This window comes from Mesorhizobium subarcticum (genome assembly GCF_055456085.1).
Genome location: NZ_CM144237.1, coordinates 1,378,457 through 1,404,650 on the forward strand (window position 1 = coordinate 1,378,457; position 26,194 = coordinate 1,404,650).

Consider the following 26,194-nt stretch of genomic DNA (forward strand, 5'->3'; position numbering starts at 1 on the left):
CTGCTACCGGCCATGTCCTTGCGTTGTGTCGAGGAATCCAGCCGGAATCCTGCCAAGAATACAGAGCTGATGTCTTCAGCTCGTTGAGATGCTTTCGAACCAGGCCTTGAAAGCGTCATCAACGCTTGCGATAAGCGCATTGGGTTGTTTTGAGGCTTCCCGATGAAGAATACTCGGCTTGCCGCCTTTGTCGCGCTGCTTGTGGGCAGCGGTGAGCCCCGGGCATGTCAGCAGGCAATTCAAGACGCACATGTCAGAGCCGCCGGCCCTTTGGGACGGCTTGGCGTCAGCCGAGGGCAATAGAGTGGCCGGCACGCCTGTTCCAGACTCGGGTACCGAGGACGGAACGGAAGGCGTGTCTTCGGGAGGGCGGCTCGCGTATTGGAAAGGCCTCATCAAGGCATTTGCGATCGAATGGGCCCTGCTTTGCGTATTGGCCCTGATCGTGGCGCTGCTGATGAACCAGTTTCGGCATACCGATACGGTTCAATCGCTTGATCGCGGCACGTCGGATCTCATCATGCGTCACCTGGCGCGAGACGCCTTGGCTGGCCCCGCCTCCAACCGGTTTGTGTTCGTGGACATCGGCGAGACAAGCTGCCACCTCTGGGCCCAGAAACAAAATGAGCCTTGCTCGGCGGGTTTTTCGACACCACGCGGGGAACTCGCCGACCTGGTGAGTTCGCTGCTCTCAGCCAATTCCGGTCGCAAGGCAATGCGGCTGGTTTTGCTTGATATCGAACTGGCGCCGCAACCGGCGGGCGCTAACGATGCCGACCAACAGCTTTGCGGCCAAGTCTACATGCTGGCCAACCGTGTACCGGTCGTCGCCGTTCGCCCGTCAATTCCCGAGGCCGTGGGTACGGCAAAACCGATTGTGCGTGCCTATCCATCGATACTGGACGGATCCGCCTGCAATGCCGCTGTTGCCTCGCACGCGCCACCCAACCTCTGGTTCGGCTCGCCGCTTCTCAGCCCTGACACCGACAACGTAATTCGCTCGGTCTACAAGTGGAACATGGTCCAGACGATAAAGCCCGGACCAGAGCAACGACTGGCAGGGATGGGCCTTGTGGGGGCGGCACTGTTGGACGGCAAGGTCGATCCCGGCGTTCTGGCTTGCCTTTTTCCCGCATCGCACGCCAAGCCCGAGGACTGTCCGAAGGGCGGGTTGACGATCGGTGGGCGTACTTACGAGCCGGGTACGGACGAAGCTGATGCAAAGGCGCGAATTGTTTTTTCGTTGCCCTGGGGCGGGGGTATTCCGAACGCCCAGTCTTTTGGCTACGCACCATACGCTCTCCAGATTGTCGAGGCCGCTGACCTTCGGCAGCGGCTGCAGGAAAATCCCTCGCTGATCGACGGGGCGACGGTCATCATCGGGGGCAGCTATCTGGCGTCCGGCGATGTTCGGTCGGTACCCCTGGAAAGCCGCATGCCCGGAGCCATGATCCATGCCAATGCGGTTCGCGCTTTCACCGACGGGCTTCTGGTGGAGGAACACGACGGCTGGGGCTGGGAGCAGATTTTGATCGGCATCGCCAGCGTCATCGGTGCTGTCTGTCACATTGCCGGGCACAGGCTGGCGGGCCGCCTAGGAAAGCCCCTCGCCCACGTCCTGAATATTTCCTTTGCCATGGCGTCGATCGTCTTGACGGTGATCGTGATATTTTCAATCGGAACGTGGCATGCCTTTTCCAGCCTGTCGCAGTCGGGGATTGCCATCGGCGTGCTGTCGCCCGTGCTTGCGGTGACAATCGAAGGCATGTCTTCGGTGCTGCATGCCATTCGCGAGGCGATCACGGAGGCGTTGCTTTGGGCGCAGAGGAGCCTTGCGCCGGGCCAGGGAGGCCATGATGGACATTGATCCGGTTGGGCACTTGTGCCGCAAGGCAAAACAGGACCCGCAAGGATTTCGGTTCACCACCCTTTGCGCGGCAGGGGCGCTTCTGCTGACGATCATCGCGCCCGACCGCGCGGCGCTGGCGCAAGATACCGCTTCCGGGTTCTGCGACCTGACGGACAAATCGCGCGCCCTGGTCCGGAAGGTCGAACGGCAGCAGGGGGCCGAGCCCTGGCTGAGTGTTGAACGCGGTTCCGACATCCAGGCGGTCGCGGCGGGATGTTTCCTGCAATCCGGTGACATCGTCAGGCCCGGCGCCGGCATGAGCGCCGAGATCCAGATGCCCGACAACAGTTCGCAGCCGGTCGCATTTCCTGCCGTGATCAAAATCCCTGAAATAGCAGTGCCATCCGAATTTGGCCGGCTCCTGGCTTTTTTTGGCGAGTTCATAGGCCAGGACTGGCAGTCCGCGCGCGACGACGCCGCCGCGGTCATAGGCGACACGCGCAGCGGCGATCCGTCGACCTATCTTGTCATGCCAGGTGGTCATGACATCGGGCATCAATCGGTCGATGGCAGCCATCCACTTTATCTGCGTTGGGCTGGAAGTGCCCCGCCCTATGCAGTCTCCATCCTTCGGCTCCCGGATGATACGGATACGCCGGAAATCTCGGTGACGACGAGCGAATTGCACGCCGAGCTTGATCTGTCCCAGCTGCCTGCAGGCGAGTATTCCCTGAGCGTGAAAGGGCGAAACAGGCTGGAGCTGACTTTGCCCTTCGCGGTCGTGAAGCATGCCGACGTGCCGGCCTTCAAAAGCGGCGCCGCGGATCTCGCGGCAAGTCCGGAATACAGGATCGAACAGGCAATTTTCCTGCTTCGCCGGCCCGACACCAGCTGGCGTGTGGAGGCGATTTCGCAACTCCTGGCGCTCTCCGCCGAGGGCAACTTCTTCGCAAAGGCGCTGGTCGGCGTGGAGAACACGGCTAAAAAACCTTAGGAATCAAGTGTTCCTCTGTTGGCGATGCTCGGGTGGCGAAAGGCGTTACCCTAGAGCCTGTAAGGAGTCGCAAGTCGACGAAAGGAGTACCGTTGTGAATGCCAATTCTGCCGCCATAGGGTAAGCTGTTGCCGGGTGGCTGGTGCATTGGGGGCCGTTTTGACAGATATGAGAGTGCCCGGACGGCTGTCCCGGCGTCGCCTTCTGGCCGTTGGGGCGGGGATGCTGGTGGTTCCGCCACAGGCCGGACGCAAGCGCTCGACTCTCAGCGCCTTACAAAGCCTGTTCAGCTTCCATCCGCTGCCGGCGGTGCTGCTTGGCGTGAGCCTTGGCTTCGTTGCCGGCATCGTGCCCGGCATTGGCGGCAGGATCGGGCTGCTTCTGGCTTTGCCGCTGGCGCTTCTGTTCGATCCTGTTGGCGGCGCCGTGTTCCTGATCGCGCTGCATGCCGTCGTCCACACGTCCGGCTCGATCACCCCTATCGCGTACGGCCTGCCGACCTCGGCCTCGGAGGCCACGACCGCCCCCCGAGGCCATGGATCAGCCGCTGGATTGCCGTGCTGAACCGGGCCGTGACGACGTAGACGATCATTCGACAGCTTCGCTCCTTCGAGACCCTCGACAGAGTATTGTCCTATATAGCCCGACTGGCTGAAATTGCGTTGGCGCTGCAGACCTGTTCGTTGCTAACTGAAACAGGTCCGAGACGTCTTGCAACCCGCGCTCTTATGGCGAGTAAAACCCGGCATGCCGCAGTTCAATTTGGCGTTCTACTGCTTCCCGAAGAAGGAAGCCATTGAGGATTTCCGGGCGGCAGCCACGTTGATCGAGGCGCGCGCGAAAGACATCAAGGTCCGTGTCATGTCGACGGCATCGGTGCTGACACCATTGCAGACGCCGACGATTGCCACCAGGCCGACCCTCTCCATCGAGTTGGATCGGCTTAAATGGCTCAGGCCGCTCCGCGGAACGCGCCTCGTCCATCAGCGCATGGGCAAGATCGAGGAAGTATCCGCACTCGAAACCGCTGGGCTTCCCGTGCCTAGGTGGACAGAAATCGTGCCAGGGACAGAACTCGATCCCGCAGCGTGGGGTCCGTACGTGGTTGTAAAACCTTCGCATGGCAAACGCGGAGCATTCGTGCGCATAACAAAAACCGGGCGGGTGCGCTACACCGCCCCATCCGACTATCCGCAAGATCATCCGGGCAGACGCGCACCGATGATCGCCCAGCAGTACATCCATACCGGTCCATGGCCCACGGCCTATCGGGTGCTCACCTATCTCGGCAAGCCGCTGGCCGCGATCCAGTATGAGGGCAGGCGCGACCTCAATCCATTGGGTGGTTCCGATGGGTTTCGGGCGGCTCCTGGGGCATCGATCATAGCTTCGGCCAAGGGATGCACGATTGCGCTCACGACGGACCAGGACGTGCTTGAGCTTGCCGTTCGCGCGCATGCCGTTTTCCCGACCATTCCGTCACTCGGCGTGGACATCCTGCGCGACGCCGAGACGGGCGAACTTTTCCTTCTCGAACTCAATCCGTCCGGCAACAGCTGGATGCTGTGCGGAACGGCCGGGCGCAACATACAGAAGCAGTTCGGCCTCAATTTCTATGAGCAGTTCGGCGCACTCGATATCATTGCGGAGACGTCGATCGAGGCCACGCGCAGACTGGCTGTTTGATGGTGATTGTCCTGCACAGCGCAACAAAAAAGCCCGGAACGCGCCGGGCTTTTTTGTTGTACGTCTGAACCCACGAGCGGTTCGAAACGGGAATTTGGTGCCCAGAAGAGGATTGCGCTCTTAGGCCTCTTCTGCATTGATTCATAAAGCAATTTTGGCTCGTAGTCGAGGTACTGTAGCACACTCACGTGACACATATCGAGCAACACCTTAAGGCGGCGATGGCCAGATGCTAGTCGCGGTCCACGTCGCCGGATGTTAGATACCCCAGTGAACCCGTTGAGATTTGCCCATGGCCAGCTCAAAAGTCTGCTCGAAATGCCTTCGGCCTAATCAGGCGGACGGAAGATTTTGTAGCTACTGTGGCGAGGCTCTAGATGTCCAACGACCCCCTGAGCTGAAGATAATAACGGTATTCTTTGCCGATATCGTCAACTCGACTTCAACGATCGGTGACCTCAATCCAGAAAACGCTTTTGCCTATCTCGGGCCTGCGGTAGCGAGAATGGGTAGGGTCGTAAATCAGTTCAGTGGATCAGTAATGCGCACCATGGGGGATGGCCTCATGGCTCTATTCGGCGTCCCTCAGGCTCAGGAAAACCACGCATTGATGGCGTGCCAGGCCGCACTTAGCATGCGAGACAGTTTGGCAAGTAGCGGCGTAACGATCCGAATAGGAATTCACACAGGAGTTGTTCTTTCAGGCGTAGTTGACGAGGTGACAAATGAACAAACCGCATATGGTGCGGCAATTCACCTAGCCAGCAGGCTGGAGCACATAGCGACACCTGGTGGTATCTGCCTAACTGGAGATACATTCGCCCTCGTACGCACCTTCTGCGATGCCAAGTTGCTGGGGGGCATGCCAGTAAAAGGCTTCGCGGCCCCCGTAAATGTGTTCGAGTTGGTCGGCCTAAAGGTAGCGCCGACCAGCGAGCAATTTCGGGGGCAAAGTCTCACTACGTATACAGGTCGAGAATCTGAACTGAGCTATCTCGAAGAGGCACATCATCGGGCTCGTGAGGGAGATGGTGTAGCCATCGGTATTGCTGGGATGCCCGGTCTCGGAAAGAGCCGGCTCTGCTTTGAGTTTCTGGAAAGTCTTCGCCAAGAAGCGGTCCCTGTAATAGAGGCAAGGGCGTCCCCGTACGGATACTCTGGACCCTTACAGCCGCTGTTGGAGTTCCTAAGAGCATATTTTCGCATAGTGCCGACAGATAGCGACGAGATAACGAAGGCAAAGGTGACTTCGAAAGTGAGTTCGCTCGATCCGGAACTCTCAGATGAAATACCAGTGTTAATGGGCATACTTGGTGCCGCTCGCCGCAAGGCCCCGACCATCGCTGCGGAACCAAAGGCAAATCAGTCCAGATTGCTGAAAGCGGTGATGAACTTGGTCCATCAGGTTGGCCGGTCGCCTTCCGTTTTTGTGATTGAGGATGCCCATTGGCTCGACGACGACAGTCACGAATTTGTTTCGGCTTTGATTGAGGCCGTTCGAACAACGCATATCCTCCTTTTGATCACCTATAGGCCAACATTAGAAGCCTCCTGGCGACGCTCTGCCAAGCTTGAAGAGATACTTCTGCCAGAGATCGGTGAGCGGGAGATGCTCATCCTGGTGACGCGTTTGATCGGAAAAGACCCGTCGTTGCAGTCAACTAGCAATCGAATCGCTGAGCGAAGCGCGGGAAGTCCGTTCTTTGCGGAGGAGCTGGTGCGGTCTTTGGTAGATCGCCGTATCCTTCAGGGAGCGCCACAGCACTATTCGATGACGGGTGAGACTGCGGTCGATTCACTTCCTCCCACTGTGCAAGCCGTCATCGAGACGCGCATTGACCGCCTTCCGTCTCTGGAGAAGTCTGTTCTACAGATGGGAGCAACGATTGGCAGAGAATTTCCCGTTGCCGTTCTGAAACAGGTCGCTGAGATGCCCGATGAGGAGCTCGGCGACGTTCTAGATCGCCTTTGTCAATCAGATCTCTTCAGACGCGACTATGTTGCGGCTGGTGGCGCCGTCATCTCGTTTCGCCACCCGTTGATCCAAGAAGTCGCCTACACCATGTTGATAATGGCACGCCGCGCTGTTCTTCACGCGTCCGTCGCTAAGGCCATTGAGACCCATCATCGCAATCGACTGGACGAATATGCTGACAGCATATCTCGCCATTTCGAGGCAGCGGGACAACTGCCTGAGGCAACTCAATATGCGTCTCGCGCCGCTCTATGGATTGGAGCTCATTCCAAACAGGCGGCGGATGCGTGGAAGAGGGTGCACGCGTTGCTCGGCCGCCAGCCTCGTTCCGCTGCAACCGATCCCCTTCGAATTATGGCGGCCGGCCAAGTTATCAACACTGGCTGGCGCGACGGAATGAACAAAGACGAAGCCGAGCCGTTCGCAAATGAAGCTTTGCAGTTGGCACGAGAGGGAAAAAATTTAGAGGCTGAAATACTTGTTGTCGCGGCGTTGGGTAGGATAATTGCCGCGACAGGTTCCGCTGATGACTATGTTGCTCATGTGGAAAATGCGATCGTTTTATCAGAAGGCAATCCAAATCACGAAGCGTTACTTCAAGCGATACTATGCCATGCCTTTTGCCTCGCCGGAAGATTGAACAACGCGAGTCGAGCTGGTGAGGCAGCGCTCAGGTCAATCGACAGCGTCACCAAATTCCATCGACAGATGTTGGGATTCGACGTTGAACAGTGGGTTCGCTGCTTGGACGTAAGAATAAAGATACGCACTGGCGACTTCGACGCTGCCAAGAGGAATCTCGATAGCCTGGTTGCAGAAGACGCAGAAAATCGTGATCCAACGTTGCAATTTATTCCGCATCTCGCATTTGTTGAACTAGCCTGGCTATGTGATGAGCCGGATGTTGCTCATCTGCATGCGTATAAAATCGAACAGATAATGCGAAGGACAGAAAGTTCCTATGTTTCGGTTTATGCTAAGGCGTGCCAAGGCATCGCAGAAAGCCTGGCGGGTCGTCACGAAGCGGCCCTTGCCTCGCTCGAACACGCTCTGCGAACAGCCCGCACTACGCGAACAGGGCTCGAATTTGAATCAGATATACTTGCAACAATAGGTGAGGTATATTGCCTCAGCGGTCATCATGAACTGGCAGAAATCGCGTGCCGAGCATCGTATTCGAATGCGAAAAAGCGAGGAGCGCGTGTTCCTCAATGTCGCTCACTCATCACGTTGTCTTCAGTGCTTTCTCGAAGCCGATTGGACCGTGTTCAGCAGCGAGCGGTAAGATTTAGACGAGCTGCAGACAAGTTGATTGAGGAGACAGGCGCATACGCATATCAATTAGGTGGGGTGGGCGTTGGTCATCGTGTGACTTGGAGGATTTGCGATCATTAATACAGGAGGAGTTCGGCTATGCCAGCATTCCAGGCCATGTGTGAAAGAGCGAACCAAATTTTCTCGCGGCAGGGTCTTGCGAGCTTCGTATGGCCCGAAGGAGGCTCATTCGTCGAACTGGCGCAAGCTGCAGGAATTGTTCAAACCCCGGCGGAGTTGCAGTACTTGAACCAGTGGCCTGACACATTGGTGAATGGCTTAACGGCGATCTATAAGACCGCTTACAACAGCGACCCAAAAGTTCCTGTGCAAATGGTGTGGCATCCAGCCTACGATTTTAGTATTTCGGCTTGGGATGCCCATTCAACATCGGGGAGCACGCGAGCTATTACGGTCATCATCTGTGGTCCGTACCCCTCTGACTAGATTGTGGGTCAGAAATCTGAGAAGTGTTCCTAGACGAGTCGGGGAAGGCTTCCCCCTCCCCGTTGGCTTTGCGATCGGTCACGACCTTGCGGACATGCTTCATGAGAACCTGTGAGACTGCTGTAGCTCCTCCTTCGCGGGCGTAGCTCTCGAACAGCAACACGCCTTCGCCAACCGTCTTGAGCGCCTCCTCAGCGGCCTTGAGCGCATCTCCGGCGAGCGGCACCCGGCGTACACTCCCGGCGTTCTTCAAGCGCCTATGCGGGTGAACCTTGAGGTCGAGATAGGCAAGGCCGTCAACGTGAACGTCCTCGACCATGAGACCGGTGACCTCGGCCAGCCGGCACCCGGTCTGCTCCAACATCCGACAGATGCGTTGAAGGTCGACCGAAGCGTGACCCAGAACCCGCTCGCTTGCTGCCTTGAGTTGAGCCTCGGAGAACGGCTTTCGGTCTTCCTCGGCCAGCGTCTGCTTCTTGACCTCCAGCCCGTTGAACGAAAGCGCGAATTTCTCTGCACCTTTTTCCATTGAGCGTGTTTTGGCATGAAGTGTCCACTTTGGAGGTGGACACCACGTGATTGAGGACGATGAACAGAAACTGCTGGTGAGGCGAATTTTGCGTAACGGCCGCCGGCGGTACGACGCGGCGTCAAAAGAGCGGCTCGTTGCGGCCTGCCTTGAGCCTGGCGTGTCGGTATCGCGACTTGCGCTTGAACATGGGATCAATGCCAACCTTCTTCGGAAGTGGATAAAGACGACCAAAGACGCCGTTGCTTTGCCGCCACCTGCGCCGTCGGCGTTCATTCCAGTTCAAGTCAGCGTCGCCGCGGAGTACAGCCTGCCTATGCAGGGCAATTCGGTAGAGAGGCCTGCCACGCGTGGTGAAGAGCGGCTGTCGAAGTCGTCGCCACTCCCAGCCAAGGTGAGCGCGTCTTTGCCGAACGGCGTGAAGTTGACGCTGGAATGCGGTGATGTGGATGCATTGACGGCGATCATCGGAGCACTGGGTCATGTTCAGACTGGGCGCTGACCTGACAGTCTACCTGCATCGCGAACCGATCGACTTCCGCGCCGGCATCAACAGCCTTGCGGTCCTGGTTCAGGAGGTGATGGAGCTCGACCCGTTTGCGCCTGCGGTCTTTGCCTTTTGCAATCGCCGTCGCGACCGGATGAAACTCTTGTTCTTTGACCGGTCCGGCTTCATGCTGGTTCTAAAGCGGCTGACCGAAGACAGGTTCCGATGGCCACGCCGGGAGACGGCGGTGGTTACGCTGACGACCGAGCAGCTCCATTGGATTCTCGACGGCATCGACATCGATGCAATGGTGCGCCATCCGGTGCGGCAATATCAGGTTGCGGGCTGACGGCTCCCGAATTGTGCGGTTGACGCGTCGGTGCGGTTCAGATTCAAAACTACGATGAATCGACCTGGCGAACCGACTGTTGAGGAGTTGATGGCGCGCATTGCTGCGCTGCAGGCGCAGAACCGCCAGCTCGCAGAACGCGTGGCCAAGCTCGAGGAAGAGTTGGCGCTAGCGCGGCTGCATCGTTTTGCGCCGAAGAGCGAAAAGCACGTTGATCGCCTCTTCAATGAAGCCGAACAGATTGCCGATGAAGACGACGCCAGCAGCGAAGATGGCAATGTCGTCGACCTGCCGGACACCGGCTTTCCGTCCACCGAAAAGCCGGAGGGAAAGAAGCGTGGCCGCAAGCCTCTGCCGGAACACCTGCCGCGCGAGCGCGTCGAGTATGACCTTGCCGACGGTCAGAAGGCCTGTCCTTGCTGCCGCCACCAGATGCATCGCATGGGTGAGGCCGTCACCGAGCAGCTCCATATCGAGGTGAAGGCGAAGGTCCTGCAGAATGTGCGGTTCAAGTATGCATGCCGCCATTGCGACCGGACCGGCATCAATACGCCTGTTGTCATTGCCCCGATGCCCGCGCAGCCCTTGCCGGGCAGCATCGCCACGGCCTCGACGCTGGCCTTCGCGCTCGTCCACAAATATGTCGATGGCACGCCGCTCTACCGCTTGAGCCAGGCATTCGAGCGAGCCGGCGTGCCCGTCAGCCGCGGCGCTCTGGGGCATTGGGTGATCGGATCGAGCGAGAAGCATCTCTCCCGCATCTATGACGCACTGAAGCTGCGGCTTCGGTCACAACCGCTCATCCATGGTGACGAGACGACGGTCCAGGTCCTGAAGGAAAAGGACAGGGAAGCCACCAGCACATCCTTCATGTGGGCGTATCGGAGTGGAGAGGACAGCGACGAACCGATCGTGCTGCTCGACTATCAGCCCGGCCGCGGCCAGATCTATCCGCAGGCCTTCCTCGGTGATTACCGCGGCATCCTGATGAGCGATGGCTATACCGCCTGGCGCACGCTGGCAGGAGCGACCCATCTGGGGTGCATGGCCCATGCCAGACGTCGCTTCGTCGATGCACTGAAGACCAGAAAGAAAGGCGGCGGCCCGCCGGAGCAGGCGCTGAAGTTCTTCGAACAGCTCTACCGGATTGAAAGCCAGACGCGCAACGAAAAGCCGGACAAGGGCGAAACGCGACATCAATGCATCCGCCGTTTCCGCCAGCAACACAGCGTCCCCATCATGAACGCTCTCAAGGCATGGCTCGACGACATAGCCCCGAAGGTCCTGCCCGACAGCAAGATCGGCGACGCCGTGTCCTACACCCTGAACCAGTGGGAGTACCTGACGCGCTACACCGAAGACGGCAGGATGCCGATCGACAACAACCTGCTTGAGCGCGACATCAGGATTTTTGCCACTGGAAGAAAGAGTTGGCTGTTCAGCGACACTGTGGACGGAGCCAGGGCCAGTGCCGTCGTCTACAGCCTCATGCTGACATGCCGAGCTTGCGGCATCGAGCCCTTGGCCTATTTGCGCCACGTCCTCACGGAATTGCCGCAGCGCGCGGACAATGCCGACATCACCGATCTCTTGCCATTCAACTTCGCCAAAACCGCCGCTACTTGATCCGATGCAACTGGCCGACAGCGACCCCGGTCAAACGGGCCGCGTCAACGCGCATGGAAATGAGCGCTTACCGTTGAACGGATTGGTCGCGCCGTTGAGGTCGTCAATGGCGTTGGTGATGATCGCCCGTAGGTCGTTCAAGTAGCGATGCACGGTCGCGGGGGACCTGTCACCGTCAGCGAGCATGTGATCCCGAACCTCTCTGGCGTCAGTCCGCGTCGCGATCTGATCTGCGGATCACCTCGGTTCAGTGCTTTCTCGACGTGGCCTTGCACCCGGTCGACACGTTGCCGCTTCTTGGTCTCGTCAGTCGTCCCATCGACCCGGTCTTTCAGGTAGAGCTTCACGGCGTCGGCGAGCGTCGGCTCGGGCTTCCGGTCGGGCACAACCAAGGCGCCATGTTGCCGACATAGGGCGAGCCAAGGGTGGGGAGGTCATTAGGCTCTCAGCTCGGGCAGGCCGGGACCCTCACGGCAACAGGCTGCCTTCCGTCTTGGTGGACTATGAGGACACTGATGAGACAATGAGGCTGAGGGGGGAGATGGACGAGATCAATGCCTTCCTCGCCACCCAGCGCATTGAGATCGATGGGGAGCCTCAAGCTGCCTACAAGCTAACCCGTCGCTTCCTCTTGCGGTCCCCATCGGACCCAAGGGCCTTCAACCTTCATGGCAGACTCTATGGCGCCTTCTGGATATCGATGCCTAAGGCTCAACGAGGTGGTCTAACGATCAATGGGGAGCCCATCGCAGACCTCGACTATGCCAGCATGTTCCCGAGGCTAGCTTATGCCCGCGTGGGCACCGAGCCGCCACCTGGGGACCTCTACGCCATCCCAGGTCTTGAGGAGCACCGAGCAGGGGTGAAGGCGGGGCTTTCCGCTCTGCTCTCAACTGAGACCGAGATGACCCGATTGCCCCCTAAAGTGAAGGGTGCCTTGCCGGCTGGGTGGACAGCTTCAAGGCTCCGCGATGCCATCGCTGAGAAGCACCCAGCGCTAGTGCGGCTCTTCGGCAAGGACATCGCGCTGGACCTGATATTCACCGAAAGCTCCATCTTGGCTGCCGTCTTGCTCCGGCTGGCAAGGATGGGGATAGCAGCCCTACCGATGCACGATGGGATTATGGTGGCGGCTAAACACTGCGAGGTGGCCATAGAGAATATGGGGCACTTAGCTCAGGCAAGCACAGGGGAGCCAATTCCTGTGGTGACAAAATGAAATCCTCGGATGTGAGGGCAACCTTAGATTACAAGGATGCGATAGAGTCGTTCAGTGAAGAGCGAAAAACTAGTGCCTTAACCGGTGAGAGCAACATATTATGACCGATGCAGAAACACTTACCGAGATCGAGGACCTAATTAGGACCTCACCGAAACCGGGAGCGATGGCTCGTCAAGACGACGAAACATTAGACTGGCTTGGCCGTGCTGAAGCAACTTTTTACTGAATTGGTGCATCACTTTCGGTCCAAATGGGCGTGGCCGTCGCTGCTCTCAATACGGTCTATGCGGTTCAGGCTGCAAAAGCGGAAGGCGATGTCAGACGACTGCTTCGTACTGCTCGATGGACATACCGGCAACGTACTGGCGGACCAACCAGTCTGGCGGTGGATGCAGGCATGGTTTTCGACTATTTCAACGGCGTTTCTAAAATCATCGAAACTGCTCGAAAAGATATTCTGTTCATGACCCGTATCTGGATGCCTCATTTGTCGAGCGCTATCTCAGCTTCATTGACGTTGCCGTGCCTGTAAGATTGCTAGGGCGCGAGAAGCAGGCCACCCTCATCCCGGCAGCACAGGCTTTCGCGAAGCAGTACGGTCGTTCAGTGGAAGTTCGATCCGCCTCTAATTTTCACGATCGATTTGTGTTCATAGACCAATTTCAGTGCTTTCAGTCCGGGGCGTCTTTCAAGGATGGCGCCAACCGAACACCCACGACTCTCACGGAGATTACAGACGCTTTTGCTGAGGTCCAAAAAACGTACGAGGCGCTGTGGGCTGCCGCGAAGGTGGATTTCAAAAGCTAAATTTGGGGCACCGACGTGGGGCACCGTATATTTGATCTTCCAAAAAAAATATATTTCTCAATACTTTGCCGAACATTGAGAAAACTGGCGGAGAGAGCGGGAAACTTAGCCAGAACTTCTCGAACGCGTCCACCTGTGCCTTGAGGCTCACCCCTCCGTAACTTCCACTCACTGTCTTGGACGCATGGCCGCAGATGCCATCCAACAAGCTGTCCTGAATGCCTGCCTCTCGCCCAATGGTTTTGAAGAGATGCCGCCAGCCGTGATTGGGTGCCACCGCCTTGTCCTTGACGACTTCCCGCACGAACTCCGTGATGCGGTTCTTTACGCTCCTACGCACTCCTCGCGTGTCCCCATCTTTCCGTGGCTTCAGGAAAAGGTAGCCGCCAGGGGCGGCCGTAACAAAATCCGCGAAGCCCTGCTCTATGAGGTGGCGATGGAGAACTACCAATCGCACTTCCTTGTCCTTAACGGTGCCTGCCTCTGGAGTGATCGTCATCACCCAGTATTCGCCCTCCTTGCGGACGTTCTGTTTACGCAACTGGACAACCTCTCCAAGGCGAGCCCCTGAGTAGGCACAGAGCCATGGCACCCAGCGCTTGGCAGCCACCAGCCTGTCAGACTCCCGACCCTTCCGGTGCTGATGGAGACTATGGGCAAGGATCGCCTGTACTTCCACAGGGGCGGAGCCCTTGTCGCGTGTGTGGACAACCTTCGGCGGGGCACAGTGATGGCCTCAGCGGGGTTGCTCGGCAGCTTGAGGTTAGCCACCGCCCACTTGAAGACCGAACGGAGACCGGCAATGTCGCTGTCACCTACCGTCTTGGGGCTGACACCCTGTGCAAGTCTATGGTCCTTGAAGGCTACAAGGTTAGAAGGGGTAATCGCCCCCGCATCGTCATTGTCAAGGAACTCGATGAGGCGGGCCGCTGCGCTCTTGTAGCTTTCGTAGGTGCTGATGGTCCGACCAGCCGTCTTCGCCTCAGTCCACCAGTCCTCCACCAGCCCCCGTAAGGAGACCACTGCTCCCCGCCCGGTGGAAGTGGCGATGGGCTTCGCAATCTCAAATGCAGGAAAACGGCTGGCCTTCGGGTCGGGCGTATAGTCGCCAGCTGTCTCGCGATCTGCTTGCGCAAAACCATCCTTGAGGGAGCGAAGCGCTTCACGCGCCAACAAGTCGACCGACTCCGGTGAGACATTAAGGAGGCCGCGACGGGTAAGAATTTGCCTAGCAGTCAGCATGGCAGGGTCGCCAACCAAAGGGTTTGTTCCAGCCTCTAGCCTTGCCATTGCATTCTTTAGACTCCTCCTCCGATCTCTCCCGTGAAGGCGCTTTCCGCGTCCGACAGGTCTGGGTCAATCTCCGCCAGAGAGCCCCATGCGTAGACATCGCGGGAAAGCGCAACAGCCTGCCTGTGGGATAATACCAAGGGTGGCTCTCTGAGCCCTTGCCATAGGGTTTCGAGATAAGCCAACACCTGTGCTTGCCGGGTCTTCACTTCGCTTGGAGTGGCGGCATGCAGGGACACGCGGATAGCGTGGTCCTTTGCTGTAATCGTCTTCTTTACAATGTCCGATCCAACCGGAATGTGAAGCGTAACGCCCACCGCGCGGTTCCGCACGTCAGCTGGAATACGCTGGTTGAATTGTTGATTGATGGTGCCTTTTCGTTTCACGGGTTTGACCAGCCGGAAATGCATTGTCGCACACCTTTGTAACACATAGAGGCGAGCGCAATGATTTGAAAAGGCTTATCTTCTTGATCCCGTTGGTAGTCGGGAAAAAATGGTGCCCAGAAGAGGACTCGAACCTCCACTCCTTGCGGAACACGGACCTGAACCGTGCGCGTCTACCAATTCCGCCATCTGGGCTGGTGCGGGCTCATGTAAGCGGGCAAGCGATTGCTGTCAACGCGCTTTTTTCAAAGCGGTTCGCAGCTTGCCGGCTCAGCCCTCCAGCACTTCCTTCGACGCCACGGTGGAATCGGCGTTGAGCTGGTAGATGACCGGCACGCCGGTGCCGAGTTCGAGCTTGACGATCTCCTCGCCCGACTTGCCGTCCAGCGCCATGATCAGCGCGCGCAGCGAGTTGCCGTGGGCGGCGACCAGCACTGTGCCGCCGCGCAGCACGTGCGGCTGCAAATCGTGCAGATAGTATGGCCAGACGCGGGCGCCGGTGTCCTTCAGGCTTTCGCCGCCGGGCGGCGGCACGTCATAGGAGCGGCGCCAGACATGCACCTGCTCCTCGCCCCATTTCTGGCGGGCATCGTCCTTGTTGAGGCCGGAGAGGTCGCCATAGTCGCGCTCGTTGAGCGCCTGGTCGCGGATCGTCTTCAGGTCGCTCTGGCCGACCGCGTCGAGAATGTGCTGGCAGGTCTTTTGCGCCCGCGTCAGCGCCGAGGTAAAGGCGATGTCGAACTTCAGGCCGCGCGCCTTGAGTTTTTGCCCCGCGGCCTTGGCCTCGGCGTGGCCCTGTTCGGTCAGGTCGACATCGCGCCAGCCGGTGAACAGGTTCTTCAGATTCCATTCGCTCTGGCCGTGGCGCACGAGCACGAGAGTTCTCGACATTTTTGCTCCCTACAAGAGCAATTCCAGGAAAAGTGTGAAGCGGTTTTCCGTCCGGAATTGCGTTAAAACAAAGTGTGGGTGGCACGCCTCAGCTCAGGCCGAGCACGTCCCGCATCGAATACAGCCCCGGCTTCTTGCCGCGCGCCCACAGCGCTGCCTTGACGGCACCACGTGCGAAGATGGCGCGGTCCTCGGCATGATGAGACAGCGTAATGCGCTCGCCGGTGCCGGCCAGGATCACTGAGTGGTCGCCGACCACCGAGCCGCCGCGCAGCGTGGCAAAGCCGATCGAGCCGGTCTTTCGCACACCTGTGTGGCCGTCGCGTGAACGCACGTCGTTGCCGGCCAGCGCGATGCCACGCCCGGCGGCGGCGGCCTCGCCCAGCAGAAGTGCTGTGCCCGACGGCGCATCGACCTTGTGCTTGTGGTGCATTTCGAGGATCTCGATGTCGAAATCGTCGGCATCGAGCGCGCGTGCCGCCTGTTCAACCAGCACCGCCAGCAGATTGACGCCGAGGCTCATATTGCCCGACTTGACGATTGTTGCGTGGCGCGCCGCGGCCGCGATTTTCGCATTGTCGTCGGCCGAGCAGCCGGTCGTGCCGATGACATGGACGATGCGCGCCTGCGCTGCATATCCGGCGAACTCAACCGTCGAGGCCGGCGTGGTGAAGTCAAGCACGCCGTCAGCCTTGGCGAAGACCGGCAGCGGATCATTGCCGATCGCCACGTCGATGCGGCCGACGCCGGCGAGTTCGCCTGCATCCTTGCCCAGATGAGGTGAATCCGCGCGTTCGACCGCGCCTATGACGCGGGCACCCGGAATGCCATGGATGGCGCGGATCAGCGTCTGGCCCATGCGGCCGGCAGCGCCGACCACCACCAGGCCCATATCGCCTGCTTCGCTCATGTGCTCCTCACAGCAGTCTTCTTCGCACGCGTGGCCCGGACCGGAGTTTGGATCGGCTTGCTGTCATCGACAAGCCCCAGCCCCTTCTTGCCCTGGATGCGGTGGAAGCGGGAATAGATGCTGTCCGGGTCGGCCATCAGCGTCGCATGGGTGCCTTCCTCGACCAAACGTCCCTCTTCCAGCACGATGATGTGGTCGGCATTGACCACCGTCGACAGCCGATGCGCTATGACGATGGTCGTGCGGCCTTGCATGACATGGGTCAGCGCTTCCTGGACGCGGGCCTCCGCCTCGTTGTCGAGCGCCGAGGTCGCCTCGTCGAGCAGCAGGATCGGCGCCTGGCGCACGATGGCGCGGGCGATCGAGACGCGCTGGCGCTGACCGCCGGAAAGGGTCGAGCCGCCTTCGCCGACCGGCGTATCGTAACCTTGCGGCTGCTGGCGGATGAACTCGTCGGCTGCCGCCTGTTTCGCCGCCTGCTCGATCTCGGCGTCCGTGGCCGAGAGGCGGCCGTAGCGGATGTTGTCGCGGATCGTGCCCTCGAACAGATAGGGCGCCTGCGCCACATAGGCGATCGACTGCCGCAGCGAATGCTTGGTCACCTTCGAGATGTCCTGGCCATCGACCTCGATGCTGCCCTGGTCGACGTCGTAGAAGCGCTGCAAGAGCGCCACCAGCGTCGATTTGCCGGCGCCCGACGCGCCGACGATGGCCGTCACCTTGCCCGCGGCGGCGGTAAAGCTCAGATCTCTCAGCACTGGCATGTCGGCGCTATAGCCGAACGTCACATTGTCGAAGCGCACTTCGCCGGTGGTGATCCTGGCCTCGACAGCATCGGGTGCGTCGCCCTGTTTCGGCTCCAGGTCGAGCAACTCGTAGATCATGCGCGCGTTGACCAGCGCACGTTCCATGCCCACCTGTGTGCGCGCCAGGCGTCTTGCCGGATCGTAGGCCATGATCAGCGCGGTGATGAAGGAAAACACCGCACCCGGCGGCTGCCCAAGATACAGCGCCCGGTAGCCGGAATAGGCAAGCACGGAGGTAATGGCGAGACCGCCCAGAATCTCGGAAATCGGCGACAGCCGCTCCGAGACGCGGGCAATCTTGTTGTTACGCTGCTCGGCCGTGTCCGCCATGATGCCGATGCGGCGCGCCAGCTCGGCCTCCAGGGTGAAGGCCTTGACGATGGCTATGCCTTGCGTGGCCTCCTGCACGGACCCGTTCAGCCGCGAATTGATCAGCACGGATTCCCGGTTGATACGCCGCAGTCGGCGGGTGATGTAGACGACGGCCCAGATCAGCGGAGGCCCGATCAGCAGCGAGCTGAGCGACAATACTGGATCCTGGTAGATCATGACGCCGACGAGAGCGACCAGCGTGACCGCATCGCGGCTGATGGAGGTCAGTGTCAGCGACAGCAGATCGCGAACGCCGCCGACATTCTCGCTGACCTGTGCCGCCAGCCTACCGGAACGTGTATCGTTGAAGAAGTTGACGCCGAGCTTCATCAGATGGTCGAAGGCGCGCTTCTGGTAGCGCGCGACCAGATTGTTGCCGATACTGGCCAACGCGACTGCCTGGCCGTAACCGGCGAAGCCGCGCAGCAGGGAGGCTCCCATGAAACCGGCGCAGATCAACCAGAGCATATCGCCGCGCCGTTCGTAGAAGATCTGGTTGATCATCGGGGCCATGATCCACGCCGTGAAGGCAGTGGTGCCGGAAACAATCAGCAAGCAGATGACGGCAACGACATAGGTCCAGCGATACTCATTGCCGTTTTCAGCGAGGATGCGGCGGAGCACCGCTGTGACCTCGCCGGGCCGGGCTTTTTGTTTGTTTGGAGCTTGAAGTGTCAAATCGGGAGCGCTTTGTGGTTTTCCGCCTCGTGGGACCGGGGCTGCAAATTCGGGACCCCTCTTAACGCCCTGCGGCCGGCTTGCCTATGCCCGCACCTGATTAACTTCGTCGCGGGTTCAAGCCTGCCATCGCCGGCCCGCCGTCTGGACGCCGAACAGCGACGGGTTTCGGGCATAGGCGGCAAGGCCGAGAAGTGCGGCCAGCGGATGGGTGATGACATAGACCGGCATGGTGCGCATCAGCGCGCTGTGCGGCGCCTTGTCCTCGAAGGCGGCGCGGAAATTGCCTTCTTTCAGCGCCGGTACGATCTTTTGCGCGATGCCGCCTGTGAGGAAGACACCGCCACGGCTCATGAACACCAAAGCGAGATCGCCAGCGGTGCGCCCCAGGCATGTAACGAAGGTCTCCAGCGCTTCCTGCGCGACCGGATCGGTCTTGGCCAGCGCCGCGCCCGTGATTTCGGCCGGCGTGGTGAAGGGCGACGGTTTGCCGTCCGCCTTGGCCACCGCCCGGTAGACGTTGACGAGGCCGCGCCCGCACAGGATCTGCTCGCCGGAAATGCGGCCCTCTAGCTTCTCGATATGCGGGAAAACCTCGAAATCGCGCGGGGTGCGCGGGCCGATGTCCATATGGCCGCCCTCGCCGGGCACCGGTATCCAGTGGCGCAGCGCATGGACCAGCCCGGCGACGCCGAGCCCGGTACCGGGGCCTAGAACGACGCGGCCGGCATTGGGCTCCGGGGTGCCGCCGCCGATCTTCTCCATGTGCTCTTCGCCGAGCGCCACCACGGCCAGCGCCTGCGCCTCGAAATCGTTGAGCACGACAATGTCGCTCAAGCCCAGATTGGCGAACATCTGCCTGGGCTTGACGACCCATGGGCAGTTGGTGAGCTCGATCTCGTCGCCATCGACCGGCCCGGCCACGGCCAGCACCGCCGAATTGGGGCGCACCGAGGAACGGTCGAGCACGGCCGCCTGGATCGCTTCGTCGATGGTGTTGTAGTTGGCGGTCTGGACGATTGTCGGCTCGCCGGCCTCGGAATTGGCGTCGAGCACGATCGAAAAGCGTGCATTGGTGCCGCCAATGTCGCCGATCAGGATCGGAAACCGCAGCAAAGTGTCGTTATCGCCTGTGCTTGGCATGCTCTTGTCCGTCCCCGATGGCATCTCGCCATTCTTCCGTTGACTAGCGCATGGGTTTGAAAAGGGAAACGGTTTTCGAACCCGGTGATGCGCACAGACAGCTTCTGCGGCCAAACGGCCACTATTTCACAAAAGCCATTCGTTAAACCGATTGAGTCCGCTGATAATGACTGACGTCAGTTCGTCGGCGGCCGGGGCCGTGGCACCGGCGCGCCCATCCTGGGGGTCGCCGCGAAAGCGTTCGCCGCGCTTGGCAGCTCAGCAGCGCCGCTCACGGTGGCGGCGGGCTGTGAAGGGGCTTCGGGCTCGGGTGCCGCCACCACCACCGGCATGGCGCCGCCATGATAGGTCGCGGCCTCGGCGGAGGCCGGCCCCGGGGCGTCGAGCACGGCGCGGCATTCCTTGGGCAGGTTGGCCATGGTCATCAGGTCACGTGCCTTGGGTGCATCCGGGTTCTTGTTGGGCCGCCACGGTTCTTCCGTGAACCACCAGGCCAGCGGCTTGCCGCAACCGTCATCATCCGGCGTCGCTTCCTGCGCCTTGCAGTTGGGCGAGCCCGGCTGGCAACCGATGCGCATATGGAAATGATAGTCGTGGCCCCAGAACGGCCTGATCTTGCGCAGCCAGGTGCGGTCGCCCTTGACGGTGTCGCAGAGTTTTTTCTTGATGCCTGGATTGACCAGGATGCGCTCGACTTGCGGATAGCTCGCCGCGCGTTTGAGCAACGCCGTGTGCTGCGGCGTCCACAGCGCGTCCTTCACCAGATGGGTCTTTTCGTCGACCATCAAGGTGGCGCTCATGGTCTCGCGCTGCGCCCTGGTCATTGCGCGGTCAGGCATTGGCGTCAGCCAGATGTCCGCGTCGAGGCCGATCTGGTGCGAGGCGTGGCCCGTCGTCATCGGGCCGCCGCGCGGCTGCGCGATATCGCCGATCAGAAGGCCAGGCCAGCCGTCGGCGACCGCGTCGCGCGACAGCTTTTCGATCAAGGCGATCATGGCCGGATGACCCCAGCGGCGGTTGCGTGAGGGCCGCATCACCTGCCAGGTCGGGCCGTCCATGGGGATGGCGACACCGCCGGCAAAGCAGCCCTTGGAGTAGAAGCCGATCGATTGCGCCGCGGTCGCCGTCGGCAGCTTTTCGGCGCCGAACAGGTCCTTTGCCCGTTCCTCGGCCGCCGCCGGCTGGGCGGCCAGCGCGGTAAGGGCGAGCATGCCAAGTGCGGTCGCCAGCCAGAATTTCTTAGCCGCAACAGGCTGTTTCGCTGTCGTCATGAAGTCGGATCCCCACCGCAATCCAAGCCGAATCATAGCACGCAACGCAAGATGCTTCGATCGTCAGCGCTTCATCGGGCTACGCGCCTCGCCGTCGCGCCAGTCACCGCTTGCCCACATATGGTCGAAGGCGGCGCGGTAGTCCGGAAAGCGAAAGCGATAGCCCACCGCCTTGATCGCCGCATTGGCGACACGCTTGTTCTCGCCATAGAAGGACCGCGCCATGGGCGAAAGTTGGGCGGTGTCGAAGGGAATTTCGGGCGGCGCCTCGACGCCCATCAGCGACGCAGCATAGGTGACGACATCCTGCGGCGGCGCAGGCTCGTCATCGGTGACGTTGAAGATGCCGCCTTTGTTGCCTTCGATCAGCTGCCAGAGAGCGCCGGCAATGTCGTCGCAATGGATGCGGTTGAACACCTGGCCGGGCTTGACCAGCCGCCTTGCGGTGCCGTTTTCCAGATTGACCAGCCCATTGCGGCCCGGGCCGTAAATACCGGACAGGCGCAGGATCGCCACCGGCCGACCGATCTCCTCGCCGAGCCTCAACCAGTCCCGCTCTGCCGCTACCCTCATGATGGAGCGTTTCGACACCGGCCGGCACGTGGTCTTTTCGTTGACCCAGGCGCCGCCATAATCGCCATAGACGCCGACGGTCGAGAGATAGCCGATCCATTCCAGCGCCGGCATTTGGGCGATCGCAGCGCGGGCGGCATTCAGCACGGGATCGCCCGCCTCTTCCGGGGCGATTGAAATCACCAGATGCGTCGTCTTCTTCAGTGCATCGCTGATTTCACCGGTCAGAGCACCATCTAACAGCAGCGGGGCGATACCAGCCTGACGCAGCGCCTCGAATTTGTCGGGCGAGCGCGTCGTGCCCAGGATGGTGGCGGCGCCCGGATTGGCGCGTGCAAAAGCCTTGCCGGAGTAGCCAGCGCCGAAGATGAATATCTGCTTTTCGTTCATGCATGCGCCCTGTTTGGCCACGCCAGGCGCCATTCTTCGCGCACCGCCGCATTGTTCTCGGTCGTCAGGCCGGTCGCGGCCCGTTCGGAATATTCGGCATCCGGCACAAGCCGCGCCAGCGCCCAAATTGCCGCGCCCCGCACCAGTGGCGAGGCGTCGGCCAGCAAGGCTCTCACGGCGGCGCCAAGCGCAGCATCGCCGGAATTGCCGGCGGCGATCAGCACGTTGCGGACGAAGCGGTCGCGGCCGATTCGTTTTATCGGCGAACCGGAGAAGAAGGTGCGGAAAGCCGCATCGTCCAGCTGCAGCAAGTCGGCGAGCGCCGGCTCGCGCAGATCGTCGCGCGCGGCGAGCTTTGCCTCGGAAGCAGCCTGGGCGAACTTGTTCCAAGGGCAGGCGGCCAGACAATCGTCGCAGCCATAGATGCGGTTGCCGATTTTTTCGCGGAATTCATGCGGGATCGGTCCCTTGTTCTCGATGGTGAGGTAGGAGATGCAGCGCCGCGCATCGAGCCGGTAGGGCGCCGGGAAGGCATCGGTCGGGCAGGCATCGAGGCAGGCGCGGCAGGAGCCGCAATGGTCGATCTCCGCCCGATCCGGCACGAGTTCCGCCGTGGTGAAGATGGTGCCGAGGAACAGCCAGGAGCCATGTTCGCGGCTGACCAGATTGGTGTGTTTTCCTTGCCAGCCGAGCCCGGCGGCCTCAGCCAACGGCTTTTCCATCACGGGTGCTGTGTCGACAAACACCTTCACGTCACCGCCGGCGCGCGCCACGATCTTGCCGGCGATTTCCTTCAGCCGACCCTTCATCACCTCGTGATAGTCGCGGTTCCTCGCATAGACCGAGATCGCACCGCGATCTCGCTTGGCCAGAATTTCGCGCGGATCGTGGTCGGGGCCGTAATTCATCGCCAGAACGATGATCGAGCGCACGTCAGGCCAGAGCGTGGAAGGCTCGCTGCGCCGCGCAATCGTCTCGGCGATCCAGTCCATCGAGCCGTGAAAGCCGTCGGCGACGAATTCGGCAAGGCGGGCCGGCGCCAGCGGGATCGCATCGGGAGATGTAACGGCGATAGCATCGAAGCCGGCGCGATGCGCCTCCGCGTCGATCAGTGCGCGCAGTTTTGCCGCGTCAGAAGTCGAGGTCCGCATAATGCGACACCGGCGACAGGCCGCGCACGCGGTCGGTCAACAGCGGCCTAAACGAGGGCCGCGACTTCACCCGCGTGTACCATTCGCGCGCTGCAGGGTGTTCGCGCCAGTCGATCTCGCCGAGATAGTCGAGCACCGACAGCGTCGCGGCGGCGGCGAGATCGGCATAGGTGACCCTCGAGCCAGCCAGCCAGTGGCGGGTGCCGGCCAGCCAGTTGGTGTATTTCATGTGCTGGCGGATGTTGGCGCGCGCGGCACGGATGGCGCCCGAATCGGGCGAGCCGCCGCCGGCCGTTTCCGGCATGACCGGCTTCAGCACGCGCTCGCGCACCAAATGGCGGGTGACCTCGCCCTCGGCCTTGTTGAGATACCAGTCGATCAGCCGGCGGATTTCCGCGCGCTGCATCGGGTCCTCGGCGAACAGCCGCTTGTCGCGCTTCAAGACGCCGCGCGTTTCGTCAAGATATTCCGAGATAACCGTCGCACCGACGATCGGCACGTCGCCTTCGGCGAGCAGGATGGGCAGCGTGCCGGCCGGATTCAGCGCCAAAAACTCCTTGCGCCGCGTCCACGGCTTTTCCTCGATCAGCGCCAGCTCCTCGCCATACTCGCCAAAGGCGAGGCGGACGAAGCGGCAGGTTGCGAACATGGGATGATGGAAAAGCGTCAGCATGGTTCCGCGATGATAAAGCGCACTGGCGAATCGCCGGGCGCACCGGTAAGTCTTGGCCGCCCGGTTAGCGGGCCGTCAGGGGTGTTGCGACCTATAGGGGCAGTTCAACGCCATGACAAGCAAGCCGTTCTGTTAGCCGTCGCGCAAAAGCCGAGGTAGCCATGGAAAGCCAGACCATCGTCGAAGCCCTGCTGCTCGGCCTGCTGGAGGGGCTGACCGAGTTCATTCCGGTGTCCTCGACCGGCCATATCCTGCTCGCCGGCCATTTCCTCGGCTTCCAGTCGACCGGCAAGGCCTTCGAGATCCTGATCCAGCTCGGCGCCATTCTGGCGATTTTGAGCGTCTATTTCCGCCGTTTGTGGCAGATGCTGCTCGACCTGCCGCATGACCGGCTGACGCGGCATTTCGTCATCGGCATCCTCATCGCCTTCCTGCCGGCGGCGATCATCGGCGCGCTGGCGCATGATTTCATCAAGACGGTGCTGTTCGAATCGCCAAGTCTGATCTGCATCATGCTGATCATCGGCGGCGTGATCCTGCTGGCGGTCGACCGCATGAACCTGAAGCCGGTCTATCGCGACGTCGAGCGCTTCCCGACCCGGCTCTACCTGCAGATCGGGCTTTTCCAGTGCCTGTCGCTGATCCCCGGCACGTCGCGCTCCGGCTCGACCATCGTCGGTGCGCTGCTGCTGGGCGTCGACAAGCGGGCGGCCGCGGAATTTTCGTTCTTCCTGGCCATCCCGACCATGGTCGGCGCTTTTGCCTTCGACCTGTTCAAGAACCGCAACGTGCTGACATCGGCCGACCTGCCGATCATCGCCATCGGCTTCGTTGCCGCCTTCGTCACGGCCTTGGTGGTCGTCCGCTACCTGCTCGATTACGTCTCCCGCAACGGCTACTCGCTGTTCGGCTGGTGGCGGCTGGTGGTGGGGATTGTCGGACTGGTGGCGTTGATGATTTGGGGGTGAGGAGTGTTCCGCGAAGCGGACGGAAAGCCAATTGCCTGGCTTTCCGAACGACGGACGGCCTGAGCTATGCGAAGGGCGAGCAACGCCTCCCTCTAGTTCCGCCCATAAAACGCATTCTCGACATGCACCGGCCAGCGCCAGGGCAGCACCGCGACCATGTCGAAGCGCATCGACAGTCTGCCATAGTCAGCCTGGCGCGATAGCCAGATGTCGGCGGCCGCCTCGATGCGGCGCTCCGATTCGTGGCCGATCGCCTCCATGGCCTCTATCAGCGTGCGCCGCGCCTTGACCTCGACGAACAGCACCAGGTCGCCGCGCCGCGCGATCAGGTCGATCTCGCCGAAGCGGGTGCGATGACGTCGCGCGAGGATACGGTAGCCCTTCAGCATCAGCGCGGCCGCCGCCAGCCATTCGCCGCGATGGCCGCGCCGGTAGGCTTTTTGGCGGCTGGCGCTCGGGCGCTCAGCCACCGCCGCCGTCCTTGAGCTCCAGCAGCCTCCGGTAAAGCGCCTGTTTCTGGCCACCGGTCATCTTCGCGGCTTCGGCCGCTGCCTTTGAGGCAGGCATTTCGGCCGCGAGCGACAACAGCAGCCGGTCGATATCGGCTGGTTCGTCGGCCTTGGCTTCGGCCGGGCCGACGCAGACGACGATCTCGCCCTTCGGCGTGTCCGCCGCCGCATAGTGGTCGGCCAGCACCTGCAGCGTGCCGGTGCGCATTTCCTCGAAGGTCTTGGTCAATTCGCGGCCGATCGCAGCCTTGCGCTCGCCGCCGAGCGCTTCGACCATCGCGCCGAGCGACTCGGCCAGCCGGCGTGGCGATTCAAAGAAGATCAGCGTCGCCGGCACGGCTTTCAGCGCTTCCAGCCGCGTCAGCCGCTGTCCCGTCTTGACCGGCAAAAAGCCGGCGAACAGGAAGGCATCCGATGGCAGGCCGGACGCCGTCAGCGCCGCAAGCGGCGCCGATGGGCCGGGGATCGGCACGACGCGAATGCCATGGTCAATCGCCTCGCCGACCAGCCGATAGCCGGGATCAGACACCAGCGGCGTGCCGGCATCGGAAATCAGCGCCACGCTCTGGCCACCTTGAAGGGCCGCGATCAGCTTCGGCCCGGCCTCGCCGGCATTGTGCTCGTGATAGGCCGTGGTGCGGCGGCGAATGCCGTAGCGGTCGAGCAATACGCGCGACACCCGCGTATCCTCGCAAGCGACGATATCAGCGGCGGCCAGCGTTTCCAGCGCGCGCAGCGTGATGTCGGCCAGATTGCCGATCGGGGTGGCAACCAGATAAAGTGCCGGTTCGAGCGGCCGCGCCGTTATCTCGGTCTGGCCGACCACATAGCTGCGCTTGCCCGTTTCGCCCGTCACTGATCGAGTCTCCATTCAGCCCTGTTTGGCACGGCTGTCGCG

Annotated in this window: 25 protein-coding genes and 1 tRNA gene; 12 read left to right on the forward strand and 14 right to left on the reverse strand. The window is 61.0% G+C overall.

The features are described from left to right. Positions 1-304 precede the first annotated feature (304 nt). From ACZYHG_RS06515 to ACZYHG_RS06540, 6 genes are all read left to right on the forward strand, one after another. A complete protein-coding gene (locus ACZYHG_RS06515) occupies positions 305-1,867 on the forward strand; it encodes a CHASE2 domain-containing protein (protein WP_464613063.1) in 1,563 nt (520 codons plus the stop codon). Continuing rightward, a complete protein-coding gene (locus ACZYHG_RS06520) occupies positions 1,854-2,843 on the forward strand; it encodes a hypothetical protein (protein WP_464613064.1) in 990 nt (329 codons plus the stop codon). The genes ACZYHG_RS06515 and ACZYHG_RS06520 overlap by 14 nt, the downstream gene beginning before the upstream one ends. A 222-nt stretch (positions 2,844-3,065) precedes the next feature. Next, positions 3,066-3,407 (forward strand): tripartite tricarboxylate transporter permease, encoded by a 342-nt coding sequence (locus tag ACZYHG_RS06525; RefSeq protein WP_464613065.1) that lies wholly within the window; start codon positions 3,066-3,068, stop codon positions 3,405-3,407. A gap of 183 nt (positions 3,408-3,590) precedes the next feature. Further along, positions 3,591-4,529, forward strand: a complete 939-nt coding sequence (locus tag ACZYHG_RS06530) for an ATP-grasp domain-containing protein (protein WP_464613066.1) — start codon at positions 3,591-3,593, stop codon at positions 4,527-4,529. Between the two features lie 292 nt (positions 4,530-4,821). After that, positions 4,822-7,899 (forward strand): adenylate/guanylate cyclase domain-containing protein, encoded by a 3,078-nt coding sequence (locus tag ACZYHG_RS06535; RefSeq protein WP_464613067.1) that lies wholly within the window; start codon positions 4,822-4,824, stop codon positions 7,897-7,899. Between the two features lie 18 nt (positions 7,900-7,917). Beyond that, positions 7,918-8,265 (forward strand): hypothetical protein, encoded by a 348-nt coding sequence (locus ACZYHG_RS06540; RefSeq protein ID WP_464613068.1) that lies wholly within the window; start codon positions 7,918-7,920, stop codon positions 8,263-8,265. Here the strand turns inward: ACZYHG_RS06540 and ACZYHG_RS06545 are convergent. Continuing rightward, positions 8,237-8,794, reverse strand: a complete 558-nt coding sequence (locus ACZYHG_RS06545; RefSeq protein WP_464613069.1) for a site-specific integrase — start codon at positions 8,792-8,794, stop codon at positions 8,237-8,239. The genes ACZYHG_RS06540 and ACZYHG_RS06545 overlap by 29 nt on opposite strands. Before the next feature lie 49 nt (positions 8,795-8,843). On the opposite strand from ACZYHG_RS06545, the gene tnpA reads away from it, so the two are divergent. The 5 genes from tnpA to ACZYHG_RS06570 all read left to right on the forward strand — a co-directional run bounded on the left by tnpA (position 8,844) and on the right by ACZYHG_RS06570 (position 13,010). Continuing rightward, positions 8,844-9,296, forward strand: a complete 453-nt coding sequence (gene tnpA, locus ACZYHG_RS06550) for an IS66-like element accessory protein TnpA (RefSeq protein ID WP_464614636.1) — start codon at positions 8,844-8,846, stop codon at positions 9,294-9,296. Next, positions 9,277-9,630: an IS66 family insertion sequence element accessory protein TnpB gene (gene tnpB / locus ACZYHG_RS06555; RefSeq protein WP_464613070.1), complete on the forward strand. Its 354-nt coding sequence runs from the start codon at positions 9,277-9,279 to the stop codon at positions 9,628-9,630. The genes tnpA and tnpB overlap by 20 nt, the downstream gene beginning before the upstream one ends. A 54-nt stretch (positions 9,631-9,684) precedes the next feature. Beyond that, entirely contained in the window at positions 9,685-11,256 is a 1,572-nt protein-coding gene (tnpC, locus tag ACZYHG_RS06560; RefSeq protein ID WP_464613071.1) for an IS66 family transposase, read from the forward strand. Positions 11,257-11,749: 493 nt separating this feature from the next. Further along, entirely contained in the window at positions 11,750-12,475 is a 726-nt protein-coding gene (locus ACZYHG_RS06565) for a hypothetical protein (RefSeq protein ID WP_464613072.1), read from the forward strand. Positions 12,476-12,728: 253 nt separating this feature from the next. Beyond that, positions 12,729-13,010, forward strand: coding sequence for a hypothetical protein (locus ACZYHG_RS06570; protein WP_464613073.1), 282 nt, complete (start codon positions 12,729-12,731; stop codon positions 13,008-13,010). A 264-nt stretch (positions 13,011-13,274) separates the two neighbouring features. On the opposite strand, the gene ACZYHG_RS06575 is transcribed toward ACZYHG_RS06570, so the two are convergent. From ACZYHG_RS06575 to ACZYHG_RS06625, 11 genes are all read right to left on the reverse strand, one after another. After that, a complete protein-coding gene (locus ACZYHG_RS06575; protein ID WP_464613074.1) occupies positions 13,275-13,895 on the reverse strand; it encodes a site-specific integrase in 621 nt (206 codons plus the stop codon). A 688-nt stretch (positions 13,896-14,583) separates the two neighbouring features. Then, on the reverse strand, positions 14,584-14,985 hold the full coding sequence (locus ACZYHG_RS06580; protein ID WP_464613075.1) for a hypothetical protein: 402 nt from the start codon (positions 14,983-14,985) through the stop codon (positions 14,584-14,586). An 86-nt stretch (positions 14,986-15,071) separates the two neighbouring features. Next, a tRNA-Leu gene (locus ACZYHG_RS06585) sits at positions 15,072-15,156 on the reverse strand. A gap of 75 nt (positions 15,157-15,231) precedes the next feature. Further along, complete coding sequence (locus ACZYHG_RS06590; RefSeq protein ID WP_027032181.1) at positions 15,232-15,852, reverse strand: 2,3-bisphosphoglycerate-dependent phosphoglycerate mutase; 621 nt, start codon at positions 15,850-15,852, stop codon at positions 15,232-15,234. An 88-nt stretch (positions 15,853-15,940) separates the two neighbouring features. Next, positions 15,941-16,762 (reverse strand): 4-hydroxy-tetrahydrodipicolinate reductase, encoded by an 822-nt coding sequence (gene dapB, locus ACZYHG_RS06595; RefSeq protein ID WP_464613076.1) that lies wholly within the window; start codon positions 16,760-16,762, stop codon positions 15,941-15,943. Continuing rightward, complete coding sequence (locus tag ACZYHG_RS06600) at positions 16,759-18,618, reverse strand: ABC transporter ATP-binding protein (protein ID WP_464613077.1); 1,860 nt, start codon at positions 18,616-18,618, stop codon at positions 16,759-16,761. The genes dapB and ACZYHG_RS06600 overlap by 4 nt, the downstream gene beginning before the upstream one ends. A 117-nt stretch (positions 18,619-18,735) precedes the next feature. After that, positions 18,736-19,761 carry a glucokinase gene (locus ACZYHG_RS06605; RefSeq protein WP_464613078.1) on the reverse strand — a complete coding sequence of 342 codons (1,026 nt, stop codon included), beginning with the start codon at positions 19,759-19,761 and terminating at the stop codon, positions 18,736-18,738. A gap of 176 nt (positions 19,762-19,937) precedes the next feature. Continuing rightward, the gene (mepA, locus tag ACZYHG_RS06610) at positions 19,938-21,032 is read right to left on the reverse strand and encodes a penicillin-insensitive murein endopeptidase (RefSeq protein WP_464613079.1); all 1,095 of its coding nucleotides are present in this window, start codon (positions 21,030-21,032) and stop codon (positions 19,938-19,940) included. A gap of 63 nt (positions 21,033-21,095) precedes the next feature. Continuing rightward, positions 21,096-21,995: an SDR family oxidoreductase gene (locus tag ACZYHG_RS06615; protein ID WP_464613080.1), complete on the reverse strand. Its 900-nt coding sequence runs from the start codon at positions 21,993-21,995 to the stop codon at positions 21,096-21,098. Next, on the reverse strand, positions 21,992-23,146 hold the full coding sequence (gene queG / locus ACZYHG_RS06620) for a tRNA epoxyqueuosine(34) reductase QueG (protein WP_464613081.1): 1,155 nt from the start codon (positions 23,144-23,146) through the stop codon (positions 21,992-21,994). The genes ACZYHG_RS06615 and queG overlap by 4 nt, the downstream gene beginning before the upstream one ends. After that, complete coding sequence (locus tag ACZYHG_RS06625) at positions 23,127-23,819, reverse strand: glutathione S-transferase family protein (RefSeq protein ID WP_464613082.1); 693 nt, start codon at positions 23,817-23,819, stop codon at positions 23,127-23,129. Before ACZYHG_RS06625 ends, queG begins: the two co-directional genes overlap by 20 nt. A gap of 161 nt (positions 23,820-23,980) precedes the next feature. On the opposite strand from ACZYHG_RS06625, the gene ACZYHG_RS06630 reads away from it, so the two are divergent. Further along, positions 23,981-24,787: an undecaprenyl-diphosphate phosphatase gene (locus ACZYHG_RS06630; protein ID WP_464613083.1), complete on the forward strand. Its 807-nt coding sequence runs from the start codon at positions 23,981-23,983 to the stop codon at positions 24,785-24,787. 92 nt (positions 24,788-24,879) lie between these two features. On the opposite strand, the gene ACZYHG_RS06635 is transcribed toward ACZYHG_RS06630, so the two are convergent. After that, positions 24,880-25,257, reverse strand: coding sequence for a YraN family protein (locus ACZYHG_RS06635; protein WP_464613084.1), 378 nt, complete (start codon positions 25,255-25,257; stop codon positions 24,880-24,882). Beyond that, on the reverse strand, positions 25,250-26,152 hold the full coding sequence (gene rsmI / locus ACZYHG_RS06640; RefSeq protein WP_464613085.1) for a 16S rRNA (cytidine(1402)-2'-O)-methyltransferase: 903 nt from the start codon (positions 26,150-26,152) through the stop codon (positions 25,250-25,252). Before rsmI ends, ACZYHG_RS06635 begins: the two co-directional genes overlap by 8 nt. Between the last annotated feature and the right edge of the window lie 42 nt (positions 26,153-26,194).